The organism is Janthinobacterium sp. EB271-G4-7A (genome assembly GCF_020858075.1).
Lineage (GTDB): Bacteria > Pseudomonadota > Gammaproteobacteria > Burkholderiales > Burkholderiaceae_D > Janthinobacterium > Janthinobacterium lividum.
Window position 1 is genome coordinate 120,548 of the sequence record NZ_JACYMI010000006.1, and the last position, 25,680, is coordinate 146,227.

Here is a 25,680-nt window from a genome sequence, read left to right on the forward strand (position 1 = left end):
CTGTGCAGTGATGCCGATTGTAGCGCGCACGCGGCGAATGCGGCGCGACCGCTGGACAAATGCACAGTATTTTTAGCCATGCCGGTATAATCACGGGATGCAAAATCTTCTTCACAACCTCAATCCCGAACAATTGGCTGCCGTCACCTTGCCGGCGCAGCATGCGCTGATCCTGGCAGGCGCCGGTTCGGGCAAGACCCGCGTGCTGACCACCCGCATCGCGTGGCTGATCCAGACCCAGCAGGTATCGCCGCCCGGCATCCTGGCCGTGACGTTTACCAATAAAGCCGCCAAGGAAATGCTCACGCGCCTGTCGGCCATGCTGCCGATCAACACGCGCGGCATGTGGATCGGCACCTTCCACGGCCTGTGCAACCGCTTGCTGCGCACGCACTACCGGGACGCGGCCTTGCCGCAGACGTTCCAGATCCTCGATTCCCAGGATCAATTGTCGGTGATCAAGCGTTTGTTGAAGGCAAACAATATCGATGATGAAAAATTCCCGCCGAAGACGGTGATGTATTTCATCAACAATGCCAAGGACCAGGGCTTGCGCGCCACGGATGTGGAAGCGTACGACGCGCACGAGCGCAAGATGGTCGAGCTGTATCAGCTGTACGACGACCAGTGCCAGCGTGAAGGCGTCGTCGATTTCGCGGAATTGTTGTTGCGCACGTATGAATTGCTGAGCCGTAACCAGCCCCTGCGTGAACACTACCAGGCCCGTTTCCGCCACATCCTCGTGGACGAGTTCCAGGATACGAATAACCTGCAATACAACTGGCTCAAATTGCTGGCCGGCCACGGCAGCCGCGATGGCGGCGCCCTGTTTGCCGTCGGCGACGATGACCAGAGCATCTATGCGTTCCGCGGCGCCAACGTGGGCAACATGAGCGCCTTCGAGCACGAGTTCCAGGTCAAGAACTTGATCAAGCTGGAGCAGAACTACCGCTCGCACGGCCACATCCTCGACAGCGCCAACGTGCTGATTGCGAACAACAGCAAGCGCCTGGGCAAGAATCTGCGCACGGACGCGGGCCATGGCGAGCAGGTGCGCGTGTATGAAGCCAGTTCCGATCTGCAGGAAGCGCAGTGGATCATCGAAGAGGCGAAAAGCTTGATCGCCGATGGCGCTTCGCGCAGTGAAATCGCCATCTTGTACCGCTCGAATGCGCAGTCGCGCGTGATCGAGCATGCGCTGTTCTCGGCCGCGATTCCGTATCACGTGTATGGCGGCCAGCGCTATTTCCAGCGCGCCGAGGTCAAGCACGCGATTGCCTATTTGCAATTGATGGACAATCCGCACAACGATTCGGCCTTCTTGCGCGTGGTCAATTTCCCCACGCGCGGCATCGGCATGCGCTCGATCGAGCAATTGCAGGCCGCGTCGGAACAGTACGGCATTTCGCTGTATGCATCCGTGCCGTACGTGGCGGGCAAGGCGGGTAGCGTGCTGGCCGGTTTCGTCAAGCTGATCGAGGGCGTGCGTTTCGAAACGCAGCAATTGTCCTTGCCGGAAATGGTCAGAGTGGTGCTGGAAGCGAGTACCTTGCTGCAACACTATCAAAATGAAAAAGAGGGCGCTGACCGCATCGAGAATCTGGAGCAGATGGTCAGCGCGGCCAGCCAGTTCATTTCCGAAGAAGGCTTTGGCCAGGGCGCGCCGGCCCACCTGGGCCCAAGCGCCCAGGCGCAATCGGGCGCACCCGTCGTCAACCAGGATGGCATCGAAATCCTCGATGCCGACGCGCCGCTGCCGGCCGTGATGTCGCCGCTGTCCGCCTTCCTGTCGCACGCGTCGCTGGAAGCGGGCGACAACCAGGCGCAGGCGGGCCAGGATGCGCTGCAGATGATGACCGTGCACTCGGCCAAGGGCCTGGAATTCGACAATGTGTTCATTACCGGCCTGGAAGAGGGCCTGTTCCCGCACGAAAGCAGCTCGAAGGAAGACAACGGCGTGGAAGAGGAACGCCGGCTGATGTATGTGGCCATCACGCGCGCGCGCAAGCGGTTGTACATGAGCTTTTCGCAGACGCGCATGCTGCATGGCCAGACGCGCTACAACATGAAATCGCGCTTCTTCGACGAATTGCCGGAAGAATCCTTGAAATGGCTGTCGCCGAAGGTGCAGGCGAACTGGTTCGGCAACCGCAAGTCGGCCTGGGACGAGGCGCCGAAGCTGGTCAGCCTGGGTTCGGACAATGCGATTGCACAAAAGATCGCGCAAAAAGCCACGGGCGGCGGCTGGCGCATCGGCGAATCCGTGGCGCACGCCAAGTTCGGCGAAGGCGTGATCGTCAATATCGAAGGCGGCGGCGGCAATGCGCGCGCGCAAATCAATTTCGGCCAGCACGGCATGAAGGTGCTGGACCTGGGTATCGCCAAGCTGGAACGCCTGGGGCGGTAATGGACGTAGGTCGGATTAGCGGCGAAACGCCGCGTAATCCGACGCTGCGAGGCCAGCAATGGCGTCGGATGAGGCCTTCGGCTAATCCGACCTACGTGTGGCATTGCAAGGCATTCGGCAAATAAAAAAAGGGCAGCCTGCGCAGGCTGCCCTTTTCTTATGCGGCGTAGCAATCAGTCGTTCGGCTTATCCAGCGACACCGTCTTGCTTTCATCGACGGGCAAGCCGAAGATCTGGCGGTAGGCGGCGTAGAACGAGCAATGCATGATGATGGTAAGAATCATCGACAGCGGCATCATCAGCTGCATCATCAGCGGCGTGCGGCCAAAGATGACGGCCAGCAACTGGCTGGTGACGACGCTGATGGCGAACCAGGTGGCGGCGAAGACGATGAAGGCCGACAGCGAACGCCAGACGGCGAAAAAGCTGAAGAACAGCGCCTTGCCCAGCCCGGTTTGTTTCCAGTAGATCAGCGGTGCGGCAAAGCAGAAGGCCATGGCGGCCGGCACGTACAGCACGATGGCCAGCAGGATGCCGAGGCCCAGGCGCGATTCGGGGATGGCGGTGCGCGCCGCCTCTTCCGTCAATTGCCCGGTGACCAGTTGCCACAGCAAGCCGTCGTCCACCAAAGTCGAGGCGCCGATGGCCACGATGGCCATCAGGATGTACAGCACGCCCAGGCCGAACAGGGAAGGAAACGCGGGCTTGCGGAAGCCCGAGATCAAGAGGCTGGGCAAGACGCGCTTGCCCTGGTCGATGTTCAGGCAGCCTTGCACGAAGGCGACAGAAAAGACGGGGACCAGGATGACGGGCAGCATCTGGCCGAGCACGGGCACGATGCTGACGGCCAGCATGCAGAACATATAGCCGAGAAACAGCATCGACATGCCGCCAGGTTGCTTGCGAAACAGGGCGAAGCCTTGTTTCACCCATTGCCAACCTGTACTTGCAGGTAATTTTTCCATGTTTAAAACAGTTCCGGAGCAGGTGTGGCGATACGTTCGCGCAGAATGCGTTCGAAATGCGTGGGATCGTGCGGGGTCAGCATTTCCGCTTCGCGCGGCTGGTAATAATCGTACAGGCGCGACAGCCAGAAGCGCAGCGCGGCGGCGCGCAGCATCGGTTGCCATGCCGTTTGTTCTTCGTGCGTAAACGGGCGCACGGCCTGGTAGGCGTCGAGCAGGGCGCGCACGCGCACCGTGTCGAGCACGCCCGTGTCCAGGTCCACGCACCAGTCGTTGACGGTGACGGCCACGTCGAACAGCCAGGTGTCGCAGCCGGCAAAGTAAAAGTCGAAAAAGCCCGTCAGTTGCTCGCCGTCAAACATGACGTTGTTGCGGAACAAGTCGGCATGCACGGGACCGCGCGGGATGGCTTTATACGTATCGCAGGCAGCAAACGCGTCCTGGAAATGGATTTCCGCGCGCAGCAAGTGCGCCTTGGCATCGTCGAGGTGGTGCAAGACCAGCGGCGTGGTGGTGTTCCACCAGTCCAGTCCCCGCAGATTCGGCTGTTGCAGGGGGAAGTCCTGCGCCGCCAGGTGCATCTTCGCCAGCATGGCCCCCACGGCCGCGCAATGCACGGCTTGCGGCGCCATCTGCGAGCTGCCGTCGAGTTTGCTGACGATGGCGGCCGGCTTGCCTTGCAGGGCCGTCACCAGTTCGCCGTCCGCATTGGCGATCGGCGCCGGCACCAGTACGCCCCGGTCCGCCAAATGGCGCATCAGTTGCAGATAAAACGGCAATTGCTCGAAGCTGAGGTTTTCAAAGATCGTCAGCACGTACTCGCCGCGCTCCGTGCTCAGGAAGAAATTGCTGTTTTCGATGCCGGACGCGATGCCCTTGAGCGCCAGAGGTTTGCCGAGTGGAAACTGCGTGATCCACTGGCCGATATCGTCCAGGTGTAGCGCGGTAAAAACTGCCATGGGAAAGAGAGGATTGGTCTAAAAGGTCAAAAAAAGCCGGCTGCCCCGCAGGTGGCCGGGGCAGGGCAGAAGAGAGTGGCTGCTTACTTCGCTGGTGCGGGCGGTGCTGGCGCGTCCGCTGCCTCTTCGTCGCGTTGTTTCTGTTTCTTTTTGCCCAGGTCAAACTCCAGCACTTTCCATTGCGGACCGCGTAAGGCGCCGCCGTGGGCCGGGTCGCCGCCGGCGGCCGGCTTCATGTAATAGGTGCTGCCGCCGCTCGTGACTTTCACTTCGGACGTCACGCCCGCTTCGCGTTTCTCGGTAATCTGCTGCTTGGCTGCGGCCGGTGCCACGGTGATGGGCGCTTCGCCCATTTCCTCGATACGTTCGAGCTGTGGCGGCGCGTCGCTCGGTTTGGCCGGCGTCTGGGCGCTGGCGATGGCCGAACATGCCAGCAGGGGCAGGGCGAGGAATGTCCAGAGTGTCGATGTACGCATCATGATGGGTTCGCTTCCATGTGAGGGACTGCAGCGCGTGCAGTGGTGTAGTGCCGTCAATTTATCTATAAGGCATTGTAACAAACTGGTAGGCAATGCTGCTTAATACGGCTGATTAATGCGCCGAAATGGCCCGCAGCGGCCGCCCGCGCGCCCGCATGGGGCTGCCGGGGTGATAAAAACGCCAGGAACGGCACGTGTTGCGGCCGGTGGCGTGGCCCTAAACTCTGCGATAATTGTGCGATATTCCGCCCGTCCGCCGCTGTTTCTTCCCGGCTGGCGCGGCTCACCTTATTTTATTGGCATTATGCAAAACACCCTGCTGTTAGTCGACGGTTCCAGTTACCTTTATCGTGCCTTCCATGCGCTGCCCGACCTGCGCAGCCCGGATGGCTATCCCACGGGCGCCATGCACGGCATGGTCAACATGCTGCGCCGCCTGCGCGCCGATTACCCGGCCGCCTATATCGCCTGCGTGTTCGATGCCAAAGGTAAAACTTTCCGTGACGACATGTATCCCGAATACAAGGCCACGCGCGCCTCGATGCCGGACGACCTGCGCTTGCAGATCGAGCCGATCCACGAAGCCGTGCGCGCCATGGGCTGGCCGATATTGATGGTCGACGGCGTGGAGGCGGACGACGTGATCGGCACGCTGGCCGTGCAGGCGGCCGCCGCCGGCATGAACGTGGTGGTGTCGACGGGCGACAAGGACCTGGCGCAGCTGGTCAACAGCCAGGTGACCCTGATCAATACCATGAGCAATGAAAAGCTCGATGAAGCGGCCGTGCTGGTCAAGTTCGGCGTGCCGCCGAACCGCATCATCGATTATCTGTCGCTGATTGGCGATACCGTGGACAACGTGCCGGGCGTATCGAAATGCGGCCCGAAGACGGCCGTCAAATGGCTGACCTTGTACGACAGCCTGGAAGGCGTGATGGAAAACGCGGCCAAGGTGGGCGGCGCCGTGGGTGAAAACCTGCGCACGGCCCTGCCATGGCTGCCGCAGGCGCGCGCCTTGATCACCGTCAAGACCGATTGCGACTTGTCCGAACACATGACGACCATCGCCGACTCGCTGGTGGCGAAACACGAAGACAAGGAAGCGCTGCTGGCCTTCTTCCAGCGCTACGGCTTCAAGGCCCTGCTGCGCGAACTGGGCGCGGTGCCGCCGCCGATGTCGCCTGTTGGCGCACCGGCAATTGCCGGTGCCGCTGCTGCCAACACGACGGGCGACATGTTCGCCGATGCCGCGCCAGCGGTGGAAGCCGCCTATGAAACCGTGCTGACGGACGAGCAGCTGGACAAATGGATCGCCCTGATCGATGCGGCCCCGCTGACGGCTGTCGACACGGAAACCACCTCGCTGGAGCCGATGACGGCGCAGATGGTCGGCATTTCCCTGTCCGTGGCCGAGCACGCCGCCTGCTACATCCCGCTGGCCCACGACTACGCGGGCGCGCCCGAGCAATTAACGCGTGAACACGTGCTGGCGAAATTGCGCCCGTGGCTGGAAGATGCGAACAAGCCCAAGCTGGGCCAGAACCTCAAGTATGACAGCCACATCTTCGCCAATCACGGCGTGACGTTACGCGGCATCGCCCACGATACCCTGCTCGAATCGTATGTATTCGAGTCGCACAAGAAGCACGACATGGACAGCCTGGCCCTGCGCCACCTGAATTACACGACGATCCCGTTCGAGGACGTGTGCGGCAAGGGCGCCAAGCAGATCACGTTCAATCAAGTCGAGGTAGAGCAGGCGGCGAAATATGCGGCCGAGGATGCGGACGTCACCTTGCGCTTGCACAATGCCATGTGGGGTAACGTGGCGAACGATGACAAGCTGACCTTTATCTATGAAAAGATCGAGATGCCGACGGCTGTGGTCTTGCAAAAGATCGAGCGCAACGGCGTGCTGATCGACGACGAATTGCTCAACATCCAGTCGGCCGAGCTGGCCGTGAAAATTCTCGAACTGGAAAAGAAGGCGTATGAACTGGCCGAGCAGCCATTCAACCTGGGTTCGCCCAAGCAGATCGGCGAAATCTTCTTTGAAAAGCTGAAACTGCCGGTGGTCAAGAAAACTCCGACGGGCGCGCCATCGACGGATGAAGAAGTGCTGCAAAAGCTGGCCGAGGATTATCCATTGCCCAAAGTGCTGCTGGAATACCGCGGCATGGCCAAGCTGAAGTCGACGTACACGGATAAATTGCCGAAGATGATCAACGTCACCACGGGACGCGTGCATACGAACTATGCGCAAGCCGTGGCCGTGACGGGGCGTCTGGCATCGAATGACCCGAACTTGCAGAATATTCCCATCCGCAGCGCGGAAGGCCGGCGCATCCGCGAAGCGTTTATTGCGCCGCCGGGCAGCCATATCGTCTCGGCCGACTATTCGCAGATCGAATTGCGCATCATGGCGCATATCTCGGGCGACGAAGCCATGCTGCGCGCATTTGCCGACGGCATCGACATTCACCGCGCCACGGCCGCCGAGATCTTTGGCGTACCGGCTGCGGAAGTACAAAGCGAGCAGCGCCGCTACGCCAAGGTCATCAACTTTGGTTTGATCTACGGCATGAGCGCGTTCGGCCTGGCCGGTAACCTAGGCGTGGACCGCACGGCCGCGCAAAGCTATATCGACCGCTACTTTGCCCGCTTCTCCGGCGTGAAACAGTATATGGAAGACACGCGCCAGCAAGCCAAGGCGCGCGGCTACGTGGAAACCGTGTTCGGCCGCCGTTTGTGGCTGCCGGAAATCAATTCGCCGAACGGCCCCCGCCGCCAGGGCGCGGAACGGGCGGCCATCAACGCGCCGATGCAGGGCACGGCCGCCGACCTGATCAAGCTGGCCATGATCGCCGTGCAAGGCTGGCTGGAAACGGACAACTTGCAAACGAAGATGATCATGCAAGTGCACGATGAACTGGTGCTGGAAGTGCCGGACGCGGAGCTCGAATTGGTCAAGCGCAAGCTGCCGGAACTGATGGCGGGCGTGGCCGCGCTGAAAGTGCCTCTGACGGCCGAGGTGGGCGTCGGCAGGAACTGGGACGAAGCGCATTGATGCTGCGTCGGCTTACGCGGGGCATGCCCCGCTAAGCCGATCTACATGTTTACTTGAGCAATGACCGTAGGTCGGCTTAGCGCAGCGTAAGCCGACATTTCCAAACGCAATACCTTCAGGAGAAACGCATGAGCGACATGATCACCGATTGTGAAAGTTTGCTGGGCCGGAGCAGCTTGTCCGGGCCGGATGGCCGGCGTGGTTTCCTGAAGGTGGCGCTGGGCACTGGCTTTGCCGTGGCCGTCTTGCCCGTGGCGGCGCAAAACGTCATCAAGACGGATTCCGCCGGGCTCGTCACGGGCCACATGTCGGTGATGGTCGATGGCCAGGCCGTGCCCGTGTATGCGGCGCAGCCGGAGGGCAAGACGGGTTTGCCCGTGGTACTGGTCATTTCGGAAATCTTTGGTGTCCATGAACATATCGCCGACATGGCGCGCCGTTTTGCCAAGCAGGGTTATCTGGCGCTGGCGCCCGATTTGTTCGTGCGCCAGGGCGATCCCACCAAGGTGGCCAGCATCCCGGAGTTGATGAAAGGCATCATCGCCAAGACGCCGGACGCGCAGGTGATGGCGGACCTCGATGCGGTGGTGGCATGGGCGAAACAGAATGGCGGCGATACGAGCCGTTTGGGCATCACGGGCTTTTGCTGGGGCGGGCGCATCACCTGGCTGTACGCGGCGCACAATCCGGCCGTCAAGGCGGGCGTGGCCTGGTATGGCCGCCTCGTCGGCGAACCGACTGCCTTGCAGCCAAGCAATCCCATCGATATCGCCGCTACCTTGAAGGTTCCCGTACTGGGCTTGTATGGCGGCAAGGATACGGGCATCAGCCAGGAATCGATCGGCAAGATGAAGGATGCGCTGGCCAAGGGCGGCAACCAATCCGAGTTTGTCGTGTATACCGATGCGGGCCATGCCTTCAACGCCGATTACCGCCCCAGCTATGTGGCGGCCGATGCGAAAGACGGTTATGCGCGCTGCCTGGCCTGGTTCAAAAGCCACGGCGTGGCGTGATCTGCAACAGAAACATACCGCATCTTCCATAAATTGACGCGAAAGACGCACCGGGCTGTAAAATGCCCGGTGCGCGCCAATGCAGTACAATTGCATCTTCACCGCGCTACGCTGCAGCCAAACGCGCAAATGTAAACAATAGATAACAACGCATTCATCAGGCCAGACGCCAGCATCGCGGGCGCCAGTGACCCGGCGCCATTTTGAGGTAAGAAAATCATCGATCCCGTCCTTATATCCATTTTGCTCGCGACCACGATCGCGGGCGTGTTGAGCATTACCGCGGCGGCGATCTTTTCGTTTGCATTCCTGTCCAAAGTGGTCGAGCGCATGGTCAGCTTGTCCGTCGGCATCATGTTGTCGACGTCCTTGCTGCATGCCTTGCCCGAAGCGTTCGAATCGCAGGCGGACCCGCGCAGCCTGTTCGCCACCTTGCTGGCCGGTTTGCTGGCCTTTTTCATGCTGGAAAAATTCGCCATCCTGCGCCATTCGCACCACCACGAAGGCGATGGCCACCACCATGCGCACGGCCACGACAAGCACGAGGCGGGCAAGGCCGGCTGGATGATTTTAGTGGGCGACGGCATGCACAACTTTACGGACGGCATCCTGATCGCCGCCGCCTTCCTGGCCGACCCGAAACTGGGCCTGGTGACGGGCCTGGCCATCATCGCGCATGAAATCCCGCAGGAAATCGGCGATTTTATTGTACTGCTCAATGCCGGTTTCTCGCGCCTGCGCGCCTACATCTTCAACCTGCTGTGCAGCCTGATGGCGGTGGCGGGCGGCCTCCTCGGTTATTTCACCCTGGACCGCGCCAGCAATTTGATTCCTTATGTGCTCGTGTTCGCCTCGTCCGGCTTCATCTATATTGCCTTGAGTGATCTGATGCCGCAGATGCAGCGTCGCGCCACCTTGCGCGAAACTATTCCGCAGGTGCTGTTGATCGCACTGGGCGTGTGCATCGTGCTGTTTTTGACGCATAAGCGCCACGGCGGTTGATACGCCATTCTGTCGGCGCAGTGCTACCTATGCTATATTGCCTTTCTGACTAACTTGCACAGAAAGGAGGAAAATATAATGGAAGAAAACTTGTTGCTCGCCTTGTGGCGCGCACGCTCTTTAAGCGCATTTGCCAGCTCTTGCCCACGTTCTATCGCGCTGCGATAACCTGGCCAGAGCAAAGTCACCCTCCTAGACGAGTCCTTTCCTGGTACTCCGTTGTCGTTAGCGCTCCTGTTAACGCGGATGCTTGCATCCCGAACAAAGACAAGAGCCATGACTACCCTTATCTCTACCCAAGCTTTACAGCTGGATACCCACGACGGTTTCCTCTTCAACGAACTCGCCTTTACCTTGCGCCAGGGCGACCGCATCGGCCTGATCGGCCACAATGGCTGCGGCAAATCCACCTTGCTGGGATTGCTCAGCGGCACGCGTGTAGCCACTGCCGGCACCATCCACTATGCTCGTGCCTGCCGCTTGCAGCACGTGGAGCAGCACTTGCCGGCGGAACTTGCCAAGCTGAGCCTGTACGACGCCTTGCTGGCGCCCGTGCTGGAGCAGCCGGAATTGCATTGGCGGGTCGACAGCCTGCTGGCCGAACTGGGTTTTGACCAAGAAACGGCGCAAGTGCCCGTGCATTCGCTGTCCGGCGGCCAGCACACGAGACTATTGCTGGGGCGTGCCCTGTTGCAGGAGCCGAATGTGCTGCTGCTCGACGAACCGAGCAATCACCTGGACTTGCCGTCACTGCTGTGGCTGGAGCAATTCCTGCTGGCCTGGCGCGGCGCCTTTATCCTCGTCTCGCACGACCAGCGCCTGCTCGACAACGTGGCGACGCGCAGCTGGATCTTGCGCGATAGCCGCCTGTACGATTTCGACTTGCCGTGCGGCCCCGCGCTGGCGGCGCTGGCCGAGGCGGACGTAGCCGCTGCCGCCCGCCATGCGGCCGAGCAGAAGGAAATCGACCGCCTGTCGGCCAGCAGCGCCCGCCTGGCCTTGTGGGGCCGCACCTATGACAATGAAGACCTGGCGCGCAAGGCCAAGACCATGCAGCGGCGCATCGACAAGCTGAAGGATGTGCAATCGTTCGTCAGCGACGGCGCGCCCTGGCGCTTGAGTCTGCGCGGCAAGGCGCTGGCAGCCGACCAGCTGCTGGCGCTCGACGGGTTGGATGTGCGCGCCGTGCCCGCGTCTCCCGTGCTGTTCCAGGTCGGCCAGCTGTGGCTGAAACCGGGCGACCGGGTCGCCTTGCTGGGCGCCAACGGCAGCGGCAAGTCGTCGCTGCTGCGCCTGTGCTGGCAAGCGATCCAGGCACAGGAGGAGCGCAGCGACTTGCGCTATCACAAGGCGGCGAACATCGGCTATTACGACCAGTCGCTCAAACAACTGGCCGATACGGCCGACCTGTCCGACGCCCTGTACCCGTTTGCCGTGCAAAACGAAGCTGCGCGCAGCCAGGTGGCGCGCAAGCAGGCGCTGATCGCGGCCGGCTTTCCGTATGCGCGCCATGGCCAGACGGTGGCGACCCTGAGCGGCGGTGAGCGGGCGCGGCTGCTGTTCCTCGGGCTGTCGCTGGCCAGCTACCACTTGCTGCTGCTGGACGAGCCCAGCAATCACCTGGACATGCAGGGCAAGGCGGAACTGGGGCAAGCGCTGCAGGGATTTGCGGGCGGCTGCCTGCTGGTGTCGCACGACCGCGACCTGATCGAGACGGCCTGCAACCGCTACTGGGTGGTGGCCGATGGCGGGCTGGAAGAGTGGCCGGATGCGGCCGGCGCGTATGCACGGCTGAGTCTTGAGGATGGGCAGGCTCCGCCGTCCCCGGCGCGAATGGAAACGGCTGCGCTGGCGCTAGCGCACAGTGACGTGGATCAACAGCTGGAACGCTTGTGCGAACTGGAGCAATTGCTGGCGCAAGACCTGGCGAGAAAACCGCGCCACCAGAAGCTGGCCAGCCAGCAGGCGTGGCTGGCGGAACTGGAGCGCTTGAATCAAGTGCTGGGGATAACGTCGTAGTTACCCACAGGTGAAATGGCGGACCAGCTGGTCCGCCATTTTTTTAACTCCCGGTCGCCACGGGCCGCGCCGGATCGGCGCACCATTCGCTCCACGAGCCCGGATACAGGGCCGCGCCAGGCAAACCCGCCACTTCCATTGCCAGCAAGTTGTGGCAAGCCGTCACGCCGGAACCGCATTGCAGGATGGCCGCTTGCGGTGCATCAAACAATGCGCTGAAATCGTGTCGTAGCTCCTCGGCGCCCTTGAAACGGCCGTCCGCTTGCAGGTTGTCCTTGAAGAAACGGTTTTTCGCGCCGGGGATATGGCCGCCCACGGGGTCGATGGTTTCGTTTTCGCCGCGATAACGGTCGGGCGCGCGCGCGTCGATCACCGTCAACGCCTGGGTTTCCAGGTTGGCAACGACGTCCTGCACGCTGGCCGTGCGCGTCAGGCTGGCTTTTTCCGTCAGGTTGCCGGCAGGGCGGGGCGCCACCGGTGTGACCAGCGGCAAGCCTTGCGCCTGCCAGCCGGCCAGGCCACCGTCGAGCACGGCCACGGCTGGATGGCCGACCCAGCGCAGCAGCCACCACAAACGGGCGGCGAACATGCCGCCCTGGCCGTCGTAGGCGACCACTTGCGTATCGTCATTGATGCCCCAGCCGCGCAGGGTGGCCAGCAGGGCGTTGCGGTCGGGCAGCGGATGGCGTCCGGTAAAGTCCGCGCCGCGCGCCGTCTTGGGGCCGGACAGGGCCGTGTCGATATCGGCGAACTGGGCGTTCTGGATGTGGCCGGCGGCAAACGCATCGCTGCCGGCCCTCGGGTTGAGCAAGTCGTGGCGGCAATCGAGGATGACCCAGTTGCTGTCATTCAGGTGGCTGGACAAATCATTGCTGTTGATCAAGGTCGTATACAAGGTCATGACTCCTTACACTTCGCTGGCGATGGGATCCGTGCGCGCGATCGCCGCGCCACGGGCCGTGTTGCGGGTATTGTAATAGGTTGCCGCGATGCCGGAAGCGAGAATGATGGCGATGCCGGCCCAGCCATGCCAGTCGAACAGGTCGCCAAAGATCACCACGCCCCAGAAGCTGGAAAAGACGATGCCCGTGTATTGCAGGTTTGCAACCACGAGGGTCTTGCCCAGGCGATAGGCGCGCGTCATGGCCATCTGCGCCATGGTGGCGCACAAGCCGATGGCGGCCAGCAAGCCGATGCCGTAGGCGCTCGTGTGCGCATGCCAGACGACGGGGCCGCCGCCGGCGCTGGCCACGTGGCCGATCACGCCGGCGAGGAAATTGACGACCGAGAAATAGAACACGACCCGGTATTCGGGCTCGCCCAGCAAGCCCAGCTTGCGCACCTGCAAGTAGGCGAGGGCCGACAGCATGCCGGAAATCAAGGCCGTGATGGCGCCAGCCGCCTGGTCCGTCTCGAACACGGGCTGCAGCAGCAAGGTCACGCCGACAAAGCTCATGGCGATGGCCGCCACCAGCGGCCATTCGACCTGCTGCATGCCCTTGAACCAGCCGCCGGCGAGCAGGATCACGGCGATCCAGATGGGCGCCATGTAATTCAGGGTCATGGCCGTGGCCAGCGGCAGGATGGCGATGGCATAAAACCACAACCACAGGGCGATCACGCCCACCACGCCGCGCCACAGATGCTGGCCCGGCATCGTGGTTTTAAAACTGCCGCCCTGGTACAGAATCGTGCAGCTCATGACGATCATGCCGATGATGCCGCGGTACATGACGATTTCGGAGGTCGAATACAGATCCGACGCCAGTTTCACGCACACGCCCATGATGGCAAACATAAAGCTGGCAAACAGCATCCATAAAGATTGCATGAGTAAATCCTGACCATGAAAATGAAAAAGGGCCGCGCAATGCGACCCTTGAGGAACTACAGTTCGATATTGTTGCGATACCACTCGTGGAAATGCTGCATGCCGTCTTCCATGGGCGATTGATAAGGGCCCACTTCGTTCACGCCGCGCTGCATCAGAACCTTGCGGCCCGCATCCATGCGCTGGGCGATTTCATCGTCCTCGACACAGGTTTCCATGTAGGCAGCCCGTTCCGCTTCGACGAAGTCGCGCTCGAACAGCACGATTTCTTCCGGGTAATAGAACTCTACCACGTTGCGCGTTTTTTGCGGACCGTCGGGCCACAGGGTCGAGACGACCAGCACGTGCGGATACCATTCGACCATGATGTTCGGATACAGGGTCAGCCAGATGGCGCCATACGGCGGCGCTTCGCCGCCGCGGAATTGCAGCACCTGCTCCTGCCATTTCTTGTAGGCAGGCGAGCCGGCTTGCTGCAAGCCGCGGTGCACGCCCACCGTTTGCACGCTGTAATCCTTGCCGAATTCCCAGCGCAGGTCGTCGCAGCTGACGAAGCTGCCCAGGCCCGGGTGGAACGGTTCCACGTGATAGTCTTCCAGATAGACTTCGATGAAGGTCTTCCAGTTGTAGTCGCACTCGTGGATTTCCACGTGGTCGAACATATAGCCGGAAAAATCGAGGTCTTTCGAGACGGACAAATCTTTCAATTTTTCCATCACGTTGTAGCCGTTTTGCTCGAACAGCAAGCCATTCCAGCTTTGCAGCGGCGTTTTCGACAGGTTCAGGCACGGCGTCTCGGGGAAATGCGGCGCGCCGATCAATTCACCCTTGAGGTCGTAGGTCCAGCGATGCAGCGGGCAGACGATATGATTCGCATTGCCGCGGCCATTGAACATCAGCGCCTGCCGGTGACGGCACACGTTGGACAGCACTTCGATGCCATTGGCGTTGCGCACGAGCATGCGCCCTTCGTTCTCAGACGCCAGGGTCGCAAAATCGCCGGTTTCCGGCACCATCAGCTCATGCCCGACATAGCGCGGGCCGGCTTGGAACAATTGCTGCATTTCACGCTGCAACAGCGTTTCGTCAAAATAGACGTGGACCGGAAGTTGCGCGTTTGAACGCGCCAGCTTGGCGTGAGTAGCCAGATCGGACATCCCAACCCCCCATAAATGTACAACGGTCAGCAGTGCCCCAGGCCATTCCCTGGGCAACCGCTACAGAGAGAAAGAATCCGCAAAGACCTGAATTCAAATTTGTTGAAACGGTATTTCGGACAGAACCGGCGATTATAGCGCGGATCGGCCTCGGCATTATCAAACTCCCCCGCGAAATAGCCTATTAATGAGAAACATTGTCATTTGGCGCGCAATTTTCGGCAGAGAGGGGGGATTCGGCTAAAATTCACTGACAAGCTGGCAACGCTATTGACTTTGAGCGCGTCGATTGCGCTTTAGTTTTCACTTAATAGTGTGGTTTGTTCTAAAATAACGCTTCTATGCTGGCCGGGAATCCCCGGCGTCTCCCTACAAGCCCCTCGTGCCACGAAGAGATCTGAGTCTATGTCGAAGAAATTAACTGCCGCTGCCGCAGCGCCGGCCTCGTTTGAAGAGGCAATGGCGGAACTGGCGCAGCTGGTAACGCAAATGGAAGCGGGCCAGTTGCCGCTGGAAGCATCGGTCGCGGCGTATCAGCGCGGCTCGGAACTGGTCAAGTATTGCGCAAGCCAGCTCGACAGCGTCGAAGCGCAGGTGAAAGTACTCGAAGGCGACATGTTGAAACCGTTCGTGGATGCCGGCGAGGCCGCCCAATGATGGCCAGCATGCAACAAGATGGCGTGACCTTCGGCGACTGGATGCAAGCCACCCAGTCCGGCGTGGAAGCCCGGCTCGACCAGTTCCTGCCGGCGGCCGATACCGTGCCGCACAAGCTGCACGCTGCCATGCGCTATGCGCTGCTGGGCGGCGGCAAGCGCGTGCGTCCGTTGCTGGTGATGGCGGCTGGCGAACTGTTTGATGCCGATCAAGATACCCTCGCCCGTGCTGCTTGCGCGCTGGAAATGATTCACGTGTATTCGCTCGTGCATGACGACATGCCGTGCATGGATGACGATGCCTTGCGCCGTGGCAAGCCCACCGTGCACATCGCCTACGATGAAGCGACGGCCCTGCTGGTCGGCGACGCGTTGCAATCGCAAGCGTTCATGCTGCTGGCCGATGGCGCTGCCATTCCTCCGGCGCGGCAAATGGCGATGATCAAGCTGCTGGCGCACGCCTCCGGTTCGGCCGGCATGTGCGGCGGCCAGGCGATCGACCTCGATAGCGTCGGCCTGGCCTTGACCTTGCCGCAGCTGGAACAGATGCATCAACTGAAAACGGGCGCCTTGCTGCGCGCGGCCGTGATTCTCGGCGCGCTGGCCGGCAAGGACTTGACGGCGGACGAGATGACGGCGCTGAACGCGTATGCGCGCGCCGTCGGACTGGCGTTCCAGGTGGTCGACGATGTGCTCGACGCAACGGCTGATTCGGCCACCCTGGGCAAGACGGCAGGCAAGGATGCGGCCGCCAACAAGCCCACTTACGTATCGATACTGGGGCTGGAACCATCGAGAGCCCTGGCAGAACAATTGCGGTGCGACGCCCATGCGGCGCTGGCGCCATTCGGGGACAAGGCACGCCGTTTGCGCGAGCTGGCGGACCTGGTCGTGCAGCGGAAGGCATAAATGAAACTGTTAGAAACCATCAATGAACCAGCGCAAGTGCGCAAGCTGGCCCGCTCGCAACTGGTGCCGCTGGCCCAGGAACTGCGCAGCTTCCTGCTCGACTCCGTTTCCAAGACGGGTGGCCACTTGTCGTCCAACCTGGGCACGGTCGAGCTGACTGTCGCGCTGCATTACGTGTTCAACACGCCGCACGACCGCATCGTGTGGGACGTGGGCCACCAGACCTATTCGCACAAGATCCTCACGGGCCGCCGCGAGCGCATGCACACGCTGCGCCAGAAGGATGGCATTTCCGGCTTCCCGAAGCGCGACGAAAGCGAATACGACACCTTCGGCACGGCGCACTCGTCGACGTCGATCTCGGCCGCGCTGGGCATGGCGCAGGCCGCCAAGATCAAGGGTGACCCGCTGCATGCGATCGCCGTGATCGGCGACGGCTCGATGACGGCCGGCATGGCTTTCGAGGCGATGAACAATGCGGGCGTGCAGGAAGACGTTAACTTGCTGGTGATCCTGAACGACAACGACATGTCGATCTCGCCGCCCGTGGGCGCCCTGAACCGCCACCTGGCGCGCCTGATGTCGGGCCAGTTCTACGCGGCAGCGAAAAATGTCGGCAAGTCCGTCTTGCCCGGCCCCGTGCTGGAACTGGCGAAGCGCTTTGAAGAGCACGCCAAAGGCATGGTCGTGCCCGCCACCATGTTCGAAGAGTTCGGTTTTAACTATATCGGTCCCATCGACGGCCACGACCTCGATTCGCTGATCCCGACCTTGCAAAATATCAAGCAATTGAAGGGCCCGCAATTCCTGCACGTGGTCACCAAGAAGGGGCAAGGCTACAAGCTGGCCGAGGCGGAGCCGATCCTGTATCACGGCACGCCGAAGTTCAATCCGCTGGAAGGCATCAAGCCAGCCACGGCGCCGGGCAAGATGACGTACACGGAAGTGTTCGGCAACTGGCTGTGCGACATGGCCGCCCACGACAAGCGCCTGGTGGGCATCACGCCGGCCATGCGCGAAGGCTCGGGCATGGTCAAGTTCGAACAGCAATATCCGAACCGTTACTTTGACGTCGGCATTGCCGAGCAGCATTCCGTGACGTTTGGCGCGGGCCTGGCCTGCGAAGGCTTGAAACCCGTCGTGGCCATCTATTCGACCTTCCTGCAGCGCGCCTACGACCAGCTGATCCACGACGTGGCCCTGCAAAACCTGGACGTGACGTTCGCGCTGGACCGCGCCGGCCTGGTGGGCGCCGACGGCGCCACGCACGCGGGCAATTACGACATGGCATTCCTGCGCTGCATCCCGAACATGGTCATCATGGCCGCGTCCGACGAAAACGAATGCCGGCAAATGCTGACGACGGGCTACCATTATCCTGGCCCGGCCGCGATCCGCTATCCGCGCGGCGCCGGCGCTGGCGTGGTCATCGTGCCGGAACTGACGAGCATTGAAATCGGCAAGGGCGAGATCAAGCGCCAGGGCAAGCGCATCGCCATCCTGGCCTTCGGTTCCATGGTGGCGCCTAGCGTGGCGGCGGGCGAGAAGCTCGACGCGACGGTGGCGAACATGCGCTTCGTCAAGCCGCTCGACGTGGCACTGGTGAAACAGCTGGCCGCCGACCACGATTACCTGGTGACGGTGGAAGAGGGCTGCATCATGGGCGGCGCCGGCTCGGCCGTGGCCGAGGCGCTGGCAGCGGAAGGCATCGTCAAGCCGATCCTGATGCTGGGCTTGCCCGACACCTTCATCGACCATGGCGACCCCGTGCAACTGCTGAAAAGCGTGGGCCTGGACGCCGTCGGCATCGCCGCGTCGATCGAGCAGCGCTTTGGCGGCACGCAGCCGCCGCGCCTGGCAGCTGTCAGCTAAGCTGGCTTGCATACGGAAAAGCGACATCGCGGTGTCGCTTTTTTTTCGTCTGCAGTCCATTTACGCTGCACTGCAACATTTTTCGCTTGGGAATGCTACGATGACGCTTTGATACCTTTCAAAGCCGATCTTGCATTTCAGGAAACTTCACCGCCGTTCGCGCGCGCTGGCCAGCCGCTGGCTGACGGGCATGCACGCCTATACCGATACCCTGGCGCAGCGCCGCCCCCTGTGGATGGTCAGCCTGGCCATCGACGAAACGAACCTGTCCGAGGGCTTGCGGGCCGCCTGCGCTTCGAGCGCCATGCTGCTGCTGGGCCTGCTGTTCGACCACCCCGATTTTTCCTGGGCCGCCATCGGCGCCTTCTGGACTTGCCTGGCAGACGCGGCGGGCACGCGGCGCATGCGCTTCGTCTCGATGGTGGGCTTCGGCTTGCTGTCGACCGTGGCCGGCGGCCTGACGGCGCTGGCGGCCGGCCATGGCGTGACGGCGGCGGCCATCGCCGTGCTGCTGTTTTCCTGGGCCGGCGCGCTGGCGCGCATCTGGGGCGCGGCCACGGCGCAGGTGGCCATCCTGGCCGCCACGGCGTGCGTGGTGATGGTCACGCATCCGCTGGAATCGATGACGCAGACGGCGCCTTTCCTGGGCCTGTACATGTTCGGCTGCCTGTTCGCCACCGTGCTCAGTTTTACCATCTGGCGCATCCACCCGTTCAGCCCTGCCCGGCGCGCCATCCGCGCCGCGTATTCGCGCCTGGCCGGCATCGCGCGCGACAATGCGCGCTTTCTCGAACATGATGCCGCGCAGGCGGACGCGGCAGCGCATGGCGCCAGCTACCGTTCGCAGGCGCGCGCCGCGCTGGAAGCGGCGCGGGTGGCGCTGGCCGCCGTGCCGCCCGCGCGCGCGGGCCGCAGCGCCCTGTACGACAACCTGCTGCTGGCGCTCAGCGACGCCGAGCGCATCTTCGCCTATCTGATCGCCGTCACGCATACGTGCGAGCGCGAGCAGCAGCGCCTGCGCCAGGACCCGCGCGCGCGGCGCAGCCTGGAAGTGATGGCCGTGCTGCTGCGCCGCCTGGGGCAAGCCGTGCAGCGCCAGCCGGAAACGCCGCCGCTGGCCTTGCAGCGCCGCCTGGCCGGCTGCGGACGGCGCCTGGAAGCGGCGCTGGGCGCCTTGCTGCCGCTGCGCCTGAACGTGGACTTCATGGAGCTGGGCTTGCCGCGCGCGGCGCAGCTGCCGTGGCGCGAAGCGGCCTTCCTGGCGCTGGGGCAGGCGTGGCAGACGGCAAAAGTCAATGCCACGCCGCAGTCGCTGAGCTGGCGCCATGCGGCGCGCGTGTCGCTGGCGACGACGGCCGGCTTCCTGCTGGTCGAGGCCTTGCATATTCCGTTCGGCTACTGGGCCACCATGGCGACCTTGCTGATACTGCAGCCGTCCGTGTCGACCACCTGGCCGCGCGGCATCGAGCGGGTCGCGGGCAGCGTGCTGGGCGCCGTGCTGGCCGTGCTGATCGGCCTGGTCATTTACACGCCGCTGGGTATTTCGCTGGTGGTGTTTCCCCTGATCGTCGCCACCATGGCCTTGCGCCGTGTCAGCTACAGCCTGCACGTGCTGTTCATGACGCCGGCCTTCGTGCTGGTGGCCGATTATGCGGCGCCAGCCAGCGAGATGGTGTATGCGATGAGCCGCCTGGGCAACAATGTGCTGGGCTGCGTGCTGGCCCTGCTGGCCACGTTTTTCCTGTGGCCGGACCGCGAGGCGGACGACCTGGACCAGCGCCTGGCGAAAGCCGTGTCGGCCAACCTGAAATACCTGCTGGCCGTGCTGGCGGCGGGTGGACGCTGGGATAGCGCCATCGCGCGCCTGCGCCGCGAGGCGGGACTGGCCAGCAATAACGCGGAACAGGTCTTGCAGCGCTTGCGCATCGAGCGCCGCCTGGACCGCAGTAGCGGCGTGGGTCTGGCGGCGCTGCGCACCCTGCCGTTGCTGCGCCGCGTGGCGGGCAGCACGGCGCGCATCAGTCTGAGTCCCCAGGCCGAGCCGGCGCCGCCCGAATTGCAACGGTGGATTGCCGCCGTCAGCGGGGAAATCGATGCCTTGCTGCGTGGTGAAGCCGATGCCAGCGCGCCTGGTCCCTGCATTGCCGAGGGATTGACTGCTCTGCAGGCCGATGCCGTGGCCCAGGTGCAGCTGCTGCGCGGCTTGCTGCGCGAGCATGTGCAGGCGCTGGCTGGCGGCGCGCGGTGACGCCATCGTGCTGACGCGTTTTTTCGGCGTCGTGTAGCCGCTCGGCCGGCTGCGCCCGCAACCGGCCTTTACTGATTGCGGCGCCAATATTGTATAGACGTTTGGCGCCTTCCAATCTCTCCAAATTCCACATTTCATGGGCTGTCCCGATATATTTTCCAAACTGGAAATTTATCGAAAGGAAACGTTGACTCTAAAATAAGTGCGGTCTATATTCGATTTTGTAGCAAGCAAAGATGAAATTTCTTACGACTGGTCTGATGCGATTGCCTGGTGCAATAGCTCACATGGAGAGTAGTAAATGAAAAAGATTGCCGCATTTATTTTTACCGTGGGATTGAGTGCTTCCTATGCCATTGCTTCGGATATCGGCTGCTCCAGCTGCGAAGAGGAATTGCGGGAATGCACGATGATGAATGGCGACAGATCCCCCTTTTGCATAGGCAGTTACAAAGCCTGCCTGAAAGTCTGCCAAATCGGCGCCTGATATCCATGTTGCATTGCGAGGCGGCCGGCAAGCGCACGCTAGGCCGGCCGCCCTCGATCATTGACGCCTCTGACAATACTTATGATGCAGAAAAAAATTAAAACCATCGCCATGTATGGCTTGATCCTGGCCGCCGGCCTGGGCAGCGGGTATGGCCTGTCCTTGTTGCCCGGTTTGCTCAAGCCGAATTACACCGAGGGTAATTACGCCGCATATTTCCCGAATGCCCAGGCGAAGGTGGTGTTGTACGGTACGGATTGGTGCGGCTATTGCGCCAAGACGCGCGCGTATTTCAAGGAAAACAAGATCGAATTCGTCGATCTCGATATCGAGAAATCACCGGAAGCGAGAAAAGCCCATGAAGAACTCGGCGGCGGCGGCGTACCTGTGGTCTTGATCGGTAACCGCAAGATCCAGGGTTTCAATACTGGCGCGCTGGAAGCGGCGCTGAAGAAAATCTGACGTTTCAACTTGTCAACCTGAAAGGCTCACCATGTTCAAAAAGATTGCCGCTTTCCTGTTTGCCGCCGGCGCTGCGCTGTCCTTCAGTGTCCATGCCGGTGGCCCTGACTGTACCTTTGTCTGCGAACGCAACCTGCTCGATTGCGTGGAATTCGGCCAGCCGGCCTGCATGGAAAATTATCAGGCTTGTCAGAAGGAATGCCTGCGTCCGCCGCATAACTGACGCGCGGAGGCACTTATGGATGACGCGTAAGGGACGGCGCGCCATGGATGTTGCTCATCGTCTGATATTTCCACAAAGGAGTACCAATGTTTAAAAAACTGGGTTTCTTTTTGTTTGCCATGGGCGTGAGCGCCTCGTATGCCATCGCTGGCGGCGGCGAGCCGGAATGCTACGCGCAGTGCGAGGACGATCTGGCGCAGTGCATGACGGATCATCCGAGGGCGCCAGGCGCTTGCTTCAAGATTCACCAGATGTGCAATAAGAGCTGCGATCCATACTTGCCGTAAATAATGATTGCCGGTCTGCGTCTGCCAGTCTCCTGGCCAGGCCGACCGAATCAACTCATCCGTCCTGCAGTCTCTCATTTCCAAAAAGGAGTGTGTATGTTCAAAAAGCTGGGTTTCTTTTTGTTTGCCATGGGCGTCAGCGCCTCGTATGCGATGGCCAGTAGTACCGCCGACATTTCCGAATGCCAGTCCGAGTGCTATATGGCGCTCGATGCCTGTGTCATGGAGTTCAGTGTTCCTTCATGCGTCCGCGCCAATAAAGTGTGTCTTCAGGCCTGCGGCTGAGTAACACCCTGCCAGCTGGTAAAGCACGGCGATGCGGTTTGACAGGCATCGCCGTTTTTTATGTCATCCCCGCGTGCGGTCATGCCGCCACAGCACGTCGCTGCCGCCGGCAAAGCGGTTGAGTACGCGCGACAGCACGAACAGCAGGTCCGACAGACGGTTCACGTACTGGCGCGGATGTTCGTGGAGGGGTTCCGCATTGGCCAGCGCGACGATGCTGCGTTCGGCGCGGCGGCACACGGTACGGCACACATGCGCCAGCGAAGCGGCACGCGAACCGGCCGGCAGGATGAATTCACTCAAGGCCGGCAAGTCCGCATTGTATTTCGCCAGCAGGTCGTCGAGGCGCAGCACGTGCTCTTCCTTGATCAGCTGGTAGCCGGGGATGCAGATTTCTCCGCCCAGGTCGAACAGGTCGTGCTGGATGGCCACCAGCTCGTCGCGCAAGGCGTCCGGCATGGCTTCGCACAGCAGCAGTCCCAGGTTCGAATTGAGTTCGTCCACGTCGCCCATGGCGTGGATGCGGGCGCTGTCCTTGCTGGTGCGGCTGCCGTCGCCCAGGCCGGTGCTGCCATTGTCGCCCGTGCGCGTGGCGATTTTCGAAAGTCGGTTGCCCATGATGTCGATCCTGTAAAGAAGAATGGGGGCAGCATACGACACCGCGCGCCGCCTGGCCCCGGATTTGCGGGCAAATCGGACAAAAAATGCGGCGCGCGCCACTTTTGTGCTTACAATCGTTGCACGCCCATGCCCATTTGCCCTCCATCTTATGCTCAATGCTGCCCCTGAATCCGGATTGACCGCCGCGCGCCAGCAAGCCGTCGTCGCGGCCCTGCTGGCCGTGCTGCCGGCACGCTGCGTGCTGTCCGACGCGGAAGATACGCGCCCGTATGAATGCGATGGCCTGGCCGCCTACCGCCAGCTGCCGATGGTGGTGACCTTGCCGGACACGGAAGAACAGGTCATCGCCATCCTCGGCGTCTGCCGCGCGTTGAAGGTGCCGATCGTGCCGCGCGGCGCCGGCACGGGCTTGTCGGGCGGCGCCTTGCCGATCGCCGATGGCGTGGTGCTGTCGACGGCGCGTTTGAACCGCATCGTGCGCGTCGATGCGTATGCGCGCACGGCCGTGGTGCAGCCGGGCGTGCGCAACCTGGCCATTTCCGAAGCGGCGGCGCCCCACGCGCTGTATTACGCGCCCGATCCTTCCTCGCAGATCGCCTGCAGCATCGGCGGCAACGTGGCGGAAAACTCGGGCGGCGTGCATTGCCTCAAATACGGCCTGACCGTGCACAATGTGCTGCGCGTACGCATCGTCACCATCGATGGCGACGTGCTGGAACTGGGCGGCGAATGCCTGGACGCTCCGGGCCTCGACCTGCTGGCCGTCTTCATCGGCTCCGAAGGCATGCTGGGCATCGTCACGGAAGTGACCGTGAAACTGATACCGAAACCGGCCACGGCCAGGGTCATCATGGCATCGTTCGAGGACGTCGTCACGGGCGGCAACGCGGTTGCCAACGTGATCGCGGCCGGCATTATTCCGGCCGGGCTGGAAATGATGGACCGGACTTCTTCGCGCATGGTCGAACCATTCGTCAAGGCCGGCTACGACATCGACGCGGCCGCCATTTTGCTGTGCGAAGCGGACGGCACGCACGAGGAAGTGGAAGAGGAAATCGCCCGCATGACGGCCGTGCTGGAAGGGGCGGGCGCCAGCGCCATCGCCGTCTCGCAGTCGGAAGCGGAGCGCATGAAATTCTGGTCTGGCCGCAAGAACGCCTTTCCCGCCGCCGGGCGCATCTCGCCCGACTACTATTGCATGGACGGCACCATCCCGCGCAAGCGCCTGGCGGAAGTGCTGACGGGTATCGCCGGCATGGAAACGACGCATGGCTTGCGCTGCGCGAACGTGTTCCACGCGGGCGACGGCAATCTGCATCCCCTGATCCTGTTCGACGCCAACATGCCCGGCGAATTCGAGCGCGCCGAAGCGTTTGGCGCGGACATCCTGGCCCTGTGCGTGGCCGTGGGCGGCACCATCACGGGCGAACATGGCGTGGGCATGGAAAAGATCAATTCCATGTGCGTACAGTTTACGCGCGCCGAACTCGATGCCTTCTTTGCCGTCAAGCGCGCCTTCGATCCGCATACCTTGCTGAACCCGGACAAGGCGATTCCCACCTTGAACCGCTGCGCCGAATTCGGCAAGATGCATGTGACGGCGGGGCGGCTGCCGTTCGCCAACCTGCCCCGTTTTTAATTTTCCGGAGACACCTTTGCAAGCGATAGCGGAACAATTCAGGCAGCGGATCCTGGCGGCCAGCGCGGCGGGCAGTCCCTTGCGCCTGCGCGGCGGCGGCACAAAAGACTGGTATGGCCAGCAGTTCGATGGCGAGGTGCTCGATACGCGCGCGTATGCGGGCATCATCGACTATGAACCGACGGAGCTGGTGATCACGGCCCGCTGCGGCACGCCGCTGGCGGAAATCGAGGCGGCGCTGGCCGCGCGCAACCAGATGCTGGCATTCGAGCCGCCGCACTTCGGCCAGGGCGCCACGGTGGGCGGCGTCGTCGCCAGCGCCTTGTCCGGCCCGCGCCGGGCCAGCGCAGGAGCCTTGCGAGACTTTGTGCTGGGCGCCGTGCTGATGGATGGCCATGGCGAGCGCCTGGCGTTTGGCGGGCAAGTCATGAAGAACGTGGCCGGCTACGATGTCTCGCGCCTGCTGGCGGGGTCCCTGGGCACCCTGGGCCTGATCCTGGAAGTGTCGCTGAAAGTGCTGCCCTTGCCGCTGCGCGAAGTGACGTTTCGCGTGGCCTGTGCGGAAATCGCCGCCTTGCGCATGCTCAATGAATGGGCTGGCAAGCCGCTGCCGATATCGGCCAGCTGCTGGCATGACGGCGTGTTGACGGTGCGCCTGTCCGGCGCCGAGGCGGCCGTGTCGGCGGCCCTGCAAGCCTTGAAAGGCGAGCTGCTGGCAGCCGATGACGCGGCCGCCTTCTGGCTGTCCGTGCGCGAGCAAACGCACGATTTCTTTACTGGCGCGGGCAGCCTGTGGCGCTTGTCGTTGCCGCCGCACGCCAGCGCCATGATTCTAAAGGGGCGCCAGCTGATCGAGTGGGGTGGGGCGCAGCGCTGGCTGAAGCTCGATGGCGGCGCCGATGCCGATGGCGCACGGCACATCCGCCAGGTCGTGGCGGCCGCCGGCGGCCATGCCACCCTGTTCCGCGGCGCCGACAAGGCCGTGGGCGTGTTCCACCCGCTGGCGCCGGCCGTGGCCACCATCCACCAACGCCTGCGGCAGGCTTTCGACCCGGCCGGCATCTTCAACCCGCACAGAATGTATTGAGCGCG

23 protein-coding genes are annotated in these 25,680 nt (G+C 62.2%); 16 read left to right on the forward strand and 7 right to left on the reverse strand.

The genetic code is table 11. The features are described 5' to 3' along the window. The first annotated feature begins 97 nt into the window (after positions 1-97). Complete coding sequence (locus tag IGS58_RS26845; RefSeq protein ID WP_230523132.1) at positions 98-2,407, forward strand: UvrD-helicase domain-containing protein; 2,310 nt, start codon at positions 98-100, stop codon at positions 2,405-2,407. Positions 2,408-2,580: 173 nt separating this feature from the next. On the opposite strand, the gene IGS58_RS26850 is transcribed toward IGS58_RS26845, so the two are convergent. From IGS58_RS26850 to IGS58_RS26860, 3 genes are all read right to left on the reverse strand, one after another. Next, positions 2,581-3,372 carry a BPSS1780 family membrane protein gene (locus IGS58_RS26850; protein WP_034784808.1) on the reverse strand — a complete coding sequence of 264 codons (792 nt, stop codon included), beginning with the start codon at positions 3,370-3,372 and terminating at the stop codon, positions 2,581-2,583. A gap of 2 nt (positions 3,373-3,374) precedes the next feature. Further along, entirely contained in the window at positions 3,375-4,331 is a 957-nt protein-coding gene (locus IGS58_RS26855) for a homoserine kinase (protein WP_070278248.1), read from the reverse strand. Positions 4,332-4,414: 83 nt separating this feature from the next. Beyond that, positions 4,415-4,810 (reverse strand): hypothetical protein, encoded by a 396-nt coding sequence (locus IGS58_RS26860; RefSeq protein WP_230523133.1) that lies wholly within the window; start codon positions 4,808-4,810, stop codon positions 4,415-4,417. A gap of 304 nt (positions 4,811-5,114) precedes the next feature. Here IGS58_RS26860 and polA point away from each other — a divergent pair, with 304 nt between their 5' ends. From polA to IGS58_RS26880, 4 genes are all read left to right on the forward strand, one after another. After that, on the forward strand, positions 5,115-7,877 hold the full coding sequence (polA, locus tag IGS58_RS26865; protein ID WP_230523134.1) for a DNA polymerase I: 2,763 nt from the start codon (positions 5,115-5,117) through the stop codon (positions 7,875-7,877). Between the two features lie 128 nt (positions 7,878-8,005). Next, complete coding sequence (locus IGS58_RS26870; RefSeq protein ID WP_070253799.1) at positions 8,006-8,890, forward strand: dienelactone hydrolase family protein; 885 nt, start codon at positions 8,006-8,008, stop codon at positions 8,888-8,890. Positions 8,891-9,133: 243 nt separating this feature from the next. Then, positions 9,134-9,892: a ZIP family metal transporter gene (locus IGS58_RS26875; RefSeq protein ID WP_051959370.1), complete on the forward strand. Its 759-nt coding sequence runs from the start codon at positions 9,134-9,136 to the stop codon at positions 9,890-9,892. Between the two features lie 276 nt (positions 9,893-10,168). After that, positions 10,169-11,911, forward strand: a complete 1,743-nt coding sequence (locus IGS58_RS26880) for an ABC-F family ATP-binding cassette domain-containing protein (RefSeq protein WP_230523135.1) — start codon at positions 10,169-10,171, stop codon at positions 11,909-11,911. 43 nt (positions 11,912-11,954) lie between these two features. Here IGS58_RS26880 and IGS58_RS26885 read toward each other — a convergent pair whose 3' ends face one another. Genes IGS58_RS26885 through IGS58_RS26895 form a run of 3 tightly spaced genes read right to left on the reverse strand, consistent with a single transcriptional unit; the run spans position 11,955 to position 14,899 of the window. Further along, positions 11,955-12,806 (reverse strand): sulfurtransferase, encoded by an 852-nt coding sequence (locus IGS58_RS26885; RefSeq protein ID WP_230523182.1) that lies wholly within the window; start codon positions 12,804-12,806, stop codon positions 11,955-11,957. Between the two features lie 12 nt (positions 12,807-12,818). Next, positions 12,819-13,742, reverse strand: a complete 924-nt coding sequence (locus IGS58_RS26890; RefSeq protein WP_070253796.1) for a DMT family transporter — start codon at positions 13,740-13,742, stop codon at positions 12,819-12,821. Between the two features lie 56 nt (positions 13,743-13,798). After that, the gene (locus IGS58_RS26895; protein ID WP_070253795.1) at positions 13,799-14,899 is read right to left on the reverse strand and encodes an aromatic ring-hydroxylating oxygenase subunit alpha; all 1,101 of its coding nucleotides are present in this window, start codon (positions 14,897-14,899) and stop codon (positions 13,799-13,801) included. Between the two features lie 405 nt (positions 14,900-15,304). Here IGS58_RS26895 and IGS58_RS26900 point away from each other — a divergent pair, with 405 nt between their 5' ends. From IGS58_RS26900 to IGS58_RS26940, 9 genes are all read left to right on the forward strand, one after another. Beyond that, entirely contained in the window at positions 15,305-15,556 is a 252-nt protein-coding gene (locus IGS58_RS26900; RefSeq protein ID WP_034784821.1) for an exodeoxyribonuclease VII small subunit, read from the forward strand. A gap of 8 nt (positions 15,557-15,564) precedes the next feature. Next, complete coding sequence (locus IGS58_RS26905; protein WP_099395721.1) at positions 15,565-16,464, forward strand: polyprenyl synthetase family protein; 900 nt, start codon at positions 15,565-15,567, stop codon at positions 16,462-16,464. Continuing rightward, entirely contained in the window at positions 16,465-18,336 is a 1,872-nt protein-coding gene (gene dxs / locus IGS58_RS26910) for a 1-deoxy-D-xylulose-5-phosphate synthase (RefSeq protein WP_070253794.1), read from the forward strand. Positions 18,337-18,466: 130 nt separating this feature from the next. Further along, on the forward strand, positions 18,467-20,584 hold the full coding sequence (locus IGS58_RS26915; protein ID WP_329958023.1) for an FUSC family protein: 2,118 nt from the start codon (positions 18,467-18,469) through the stop codon (positions 20,582-20,584). A 301-nt stretch (positions 20,585-20,885) separates the two neighbouring features. Further along, positions 20,886-21,071 (forward strand): hypothetical protein, encoded by a 186-nt coding sequence (locus IGS58_RS26920; protein WP_034784824.1) that lies wholly within the window; start codon positions 20,886-20,888, stop codon positions 21,069-21,071. A gap of 81 nt (positions 21,072-21,152) precedes the next feature. Further along, entirely contained in the window at positions 21,153-21,533 is a 381-nt protein-coding gene (locus IGS58_RS26925) for a glutaredoxin family protein (RefSeq protein ID WP_034784825.1), read from the forward strand. Positions 21,534-21,564: 31 nt separating this feature from the next. Beyond that, entirely contained in the window at positions 21,565-21,756 is a 192-nt protein-coding gene (locus tag IGS58_RS26930) for a hypothetical protein (protein WP_070278226.1), read from the forward strand. 86 nt (positions 21,757-21,842) lie between these two features. Next, entirely contained in the window at positions 21,843-22,043 is a 201-nt protein-coding gene (locus IGS58_RS26935) for a hypothetical protein (protein WP_070258768.1), read from the forward strand. A gap of 96 nt (positions 22,044-22,139) precedes the next feature. Further along, positions 22,140-22,328, forward strand: a complete 189-nt coding sequence (locus tag IGS58_RS26940; RefSeq protein WP_034749095.1) for a hypothetical protein — start codon at positions 22,140-22,142, stop codon at positions 22,326-22,328. Between the two features lie 63 nt (positions 22,329-22,391). Here IGS58_RS26940 and IGS58_RS26945 read toward each other — a convergent pair whose 3' ends face one another. After that, positions 22,392-22,946, reverse strand: a complete 555-nt coding sequence (locus IGS58_RS26945; RefSeq protein ID WP_034784827.1) for a cob(I)yrinic acid a,c-diamide adenosyltransferase — start codon at positions 22,944-22,946, stop codon at positions 22,392-22,394. A gap of 151 nt (positions 22,947-23,097) precedes the next feature. On the opposite strand from IGS58_RS26945, the gene IGS58_RS26950 reads away from it, so the two are divergent. Continuing rightward, a complete protein-coding gene (locus tag IGS58_RS26950) occupies positions 23,098-24,588 on the forward strand; it encodes an FAD-linked oxidase C-terminal domain-containing protein (protein WP_230523136.1) in 1,491 nt (496 codons plus the stop codon). 16 nt (positions 24,589-24,604) lie between these two features. Next, the gene (gene glcE / locus IGS58_RS26955) at positions 24,605-25,675 is read left to right on the forward strand and encodes a glycolate oxidase subunit GlcE (RefSeq protein WP_230523137.1); all 1,071 of its coding nucleotides are present in this window, start codon (positions 24,605-24,607) and stop codon (positions 25,673-25,675) included. Positions 25,676-25,680: the final 5 nt, after the last annotated feature.

Coding starts and splice junctions, on each gene's coding strand:
- IGS58_RS26845 (WP_230523132.1), top strand. CDS start 98: ATGCAAAATCTTCTTCACAACCTCAATCCCGAACAATTGGCTGCCGTC.
- IGS58_RS26850 (WP_034784808.1), bottom strand. CDS start 3,372: ATGGAAAAATTACCTGCAAGTACAGGTTGGCAATGGGTGAAACAAGGC.
- IGS58_RS26855 (WP_070278248.1), bottom strand. CDS start 4,331: ATGGCAGTTTTTACCGCGCTACACCTGGACGATATCGGCCAGTGGATC.
- IGS58_RS26860 (WP_230523133.1), bottom strand. CDS start 4,810: ATGATGCGTACATCGACACTCTGGACATTCCTCGCCCTGCCCCTGCTG.
- polA (WP_230523134.1), top strand. CDS start 5,115: ATGCAAAACACCCTGCTGTTAGTCGACGGTTCCAGTTACCTTTATCGT.
- IGS58_RS26870 (WP_070253799.1), top strand. CDS start 8,006: ATGAGCGACATGATCACCGATTGTGAAAGTTTGCTGGGCCGGAGCAGC.
- IGS58_RS26880 (WP_230523135.1), top strand. CDS start 10,169: ATGACTACCCTTATCTCTACCCAAGCTTTACAGCTGGATACCCACGAC.
- IGS58_RS26890 (WP_070253796.1), bottom strand. CDS start 13,742: ATGCAATCTTTATGGATGCTGTTTGCCAGCTTTATGTTTGCCATCATG.
- IGS58_RS26895 (WP_070253795.1), bottom strand. CDS start 14,899: ATGTCCGATCTGGCTACTCACGCCAAGCTGGCGCGTTCAAACGCGCAA.
- IGS58_RS26900 (WP_034784821.1), top strand. CDS start 15,305: ATGTCGAAGAAATTAACTGCCGCTGCCGCAGCGCCGGCCTCGTTTGAA.
- IGS58_RS26905 (WP_099395721.1), top strand. CDS start 15,565: ATGCAACAAGATGGCGTGACCTTCGGCGACTGGATGCAAGCCACCCAG.
- dxs (WP_070253794.1), top strand. CDS start 16,465: ATGAAACTGTTAGAAACCATCAATGAACCAGCGCAAGTGCGCAAGCTG.
- IGS58_RS26920 (WP_034784824.1), top strand. CDS start 20,886: ATGAAAAAGATTGCCGCATTTATTTTTACCGTGGGATTGAGTGCTTCC.
- IGS58_RS26925 (WP_034784825.1), top strand. CDS start 21,153: ATGATGCAGAAAAAAATTAAAACCATCGCCATGTATGGCTTGATCCTG.
- IGS58_RS26930 (WP_070278226.1), top strand. CDS start 21,565: ATGTTCAAAAAGATTGCCGCTTTCCTGTTTGCCGCCGGCGCTGCGCTG.
- IGS58_RS26935 (WP_070258768.1), top strand. CDS start 21,843: ATGTTTAAAAAACTGGGTTTCTTTTTGTTTGCCATGGGCGTGAGCGCC.
- IGS58_RS26940 (WP_034749095.1), top strand. CDS start 22,140: ATGTTCAAAAAGCTGGGTTTCTTTTTGTTTGCCATGGGCGTCAGCGCC.
- IGS58_RS26945 (WP_034784827.1), bottom strand. CDS start 22,946: ATGGGCAACCGACTTTCGAAAATCGCCACGCGCACGGGCGACAATGGC.
- IGS58_RS26950 (WP_230523136.1), top strand. CDS start 23,098: ATGCTCAATGCTGCCCCTGAATCCGGATTGACCGCCGCGCGCCAGCAA.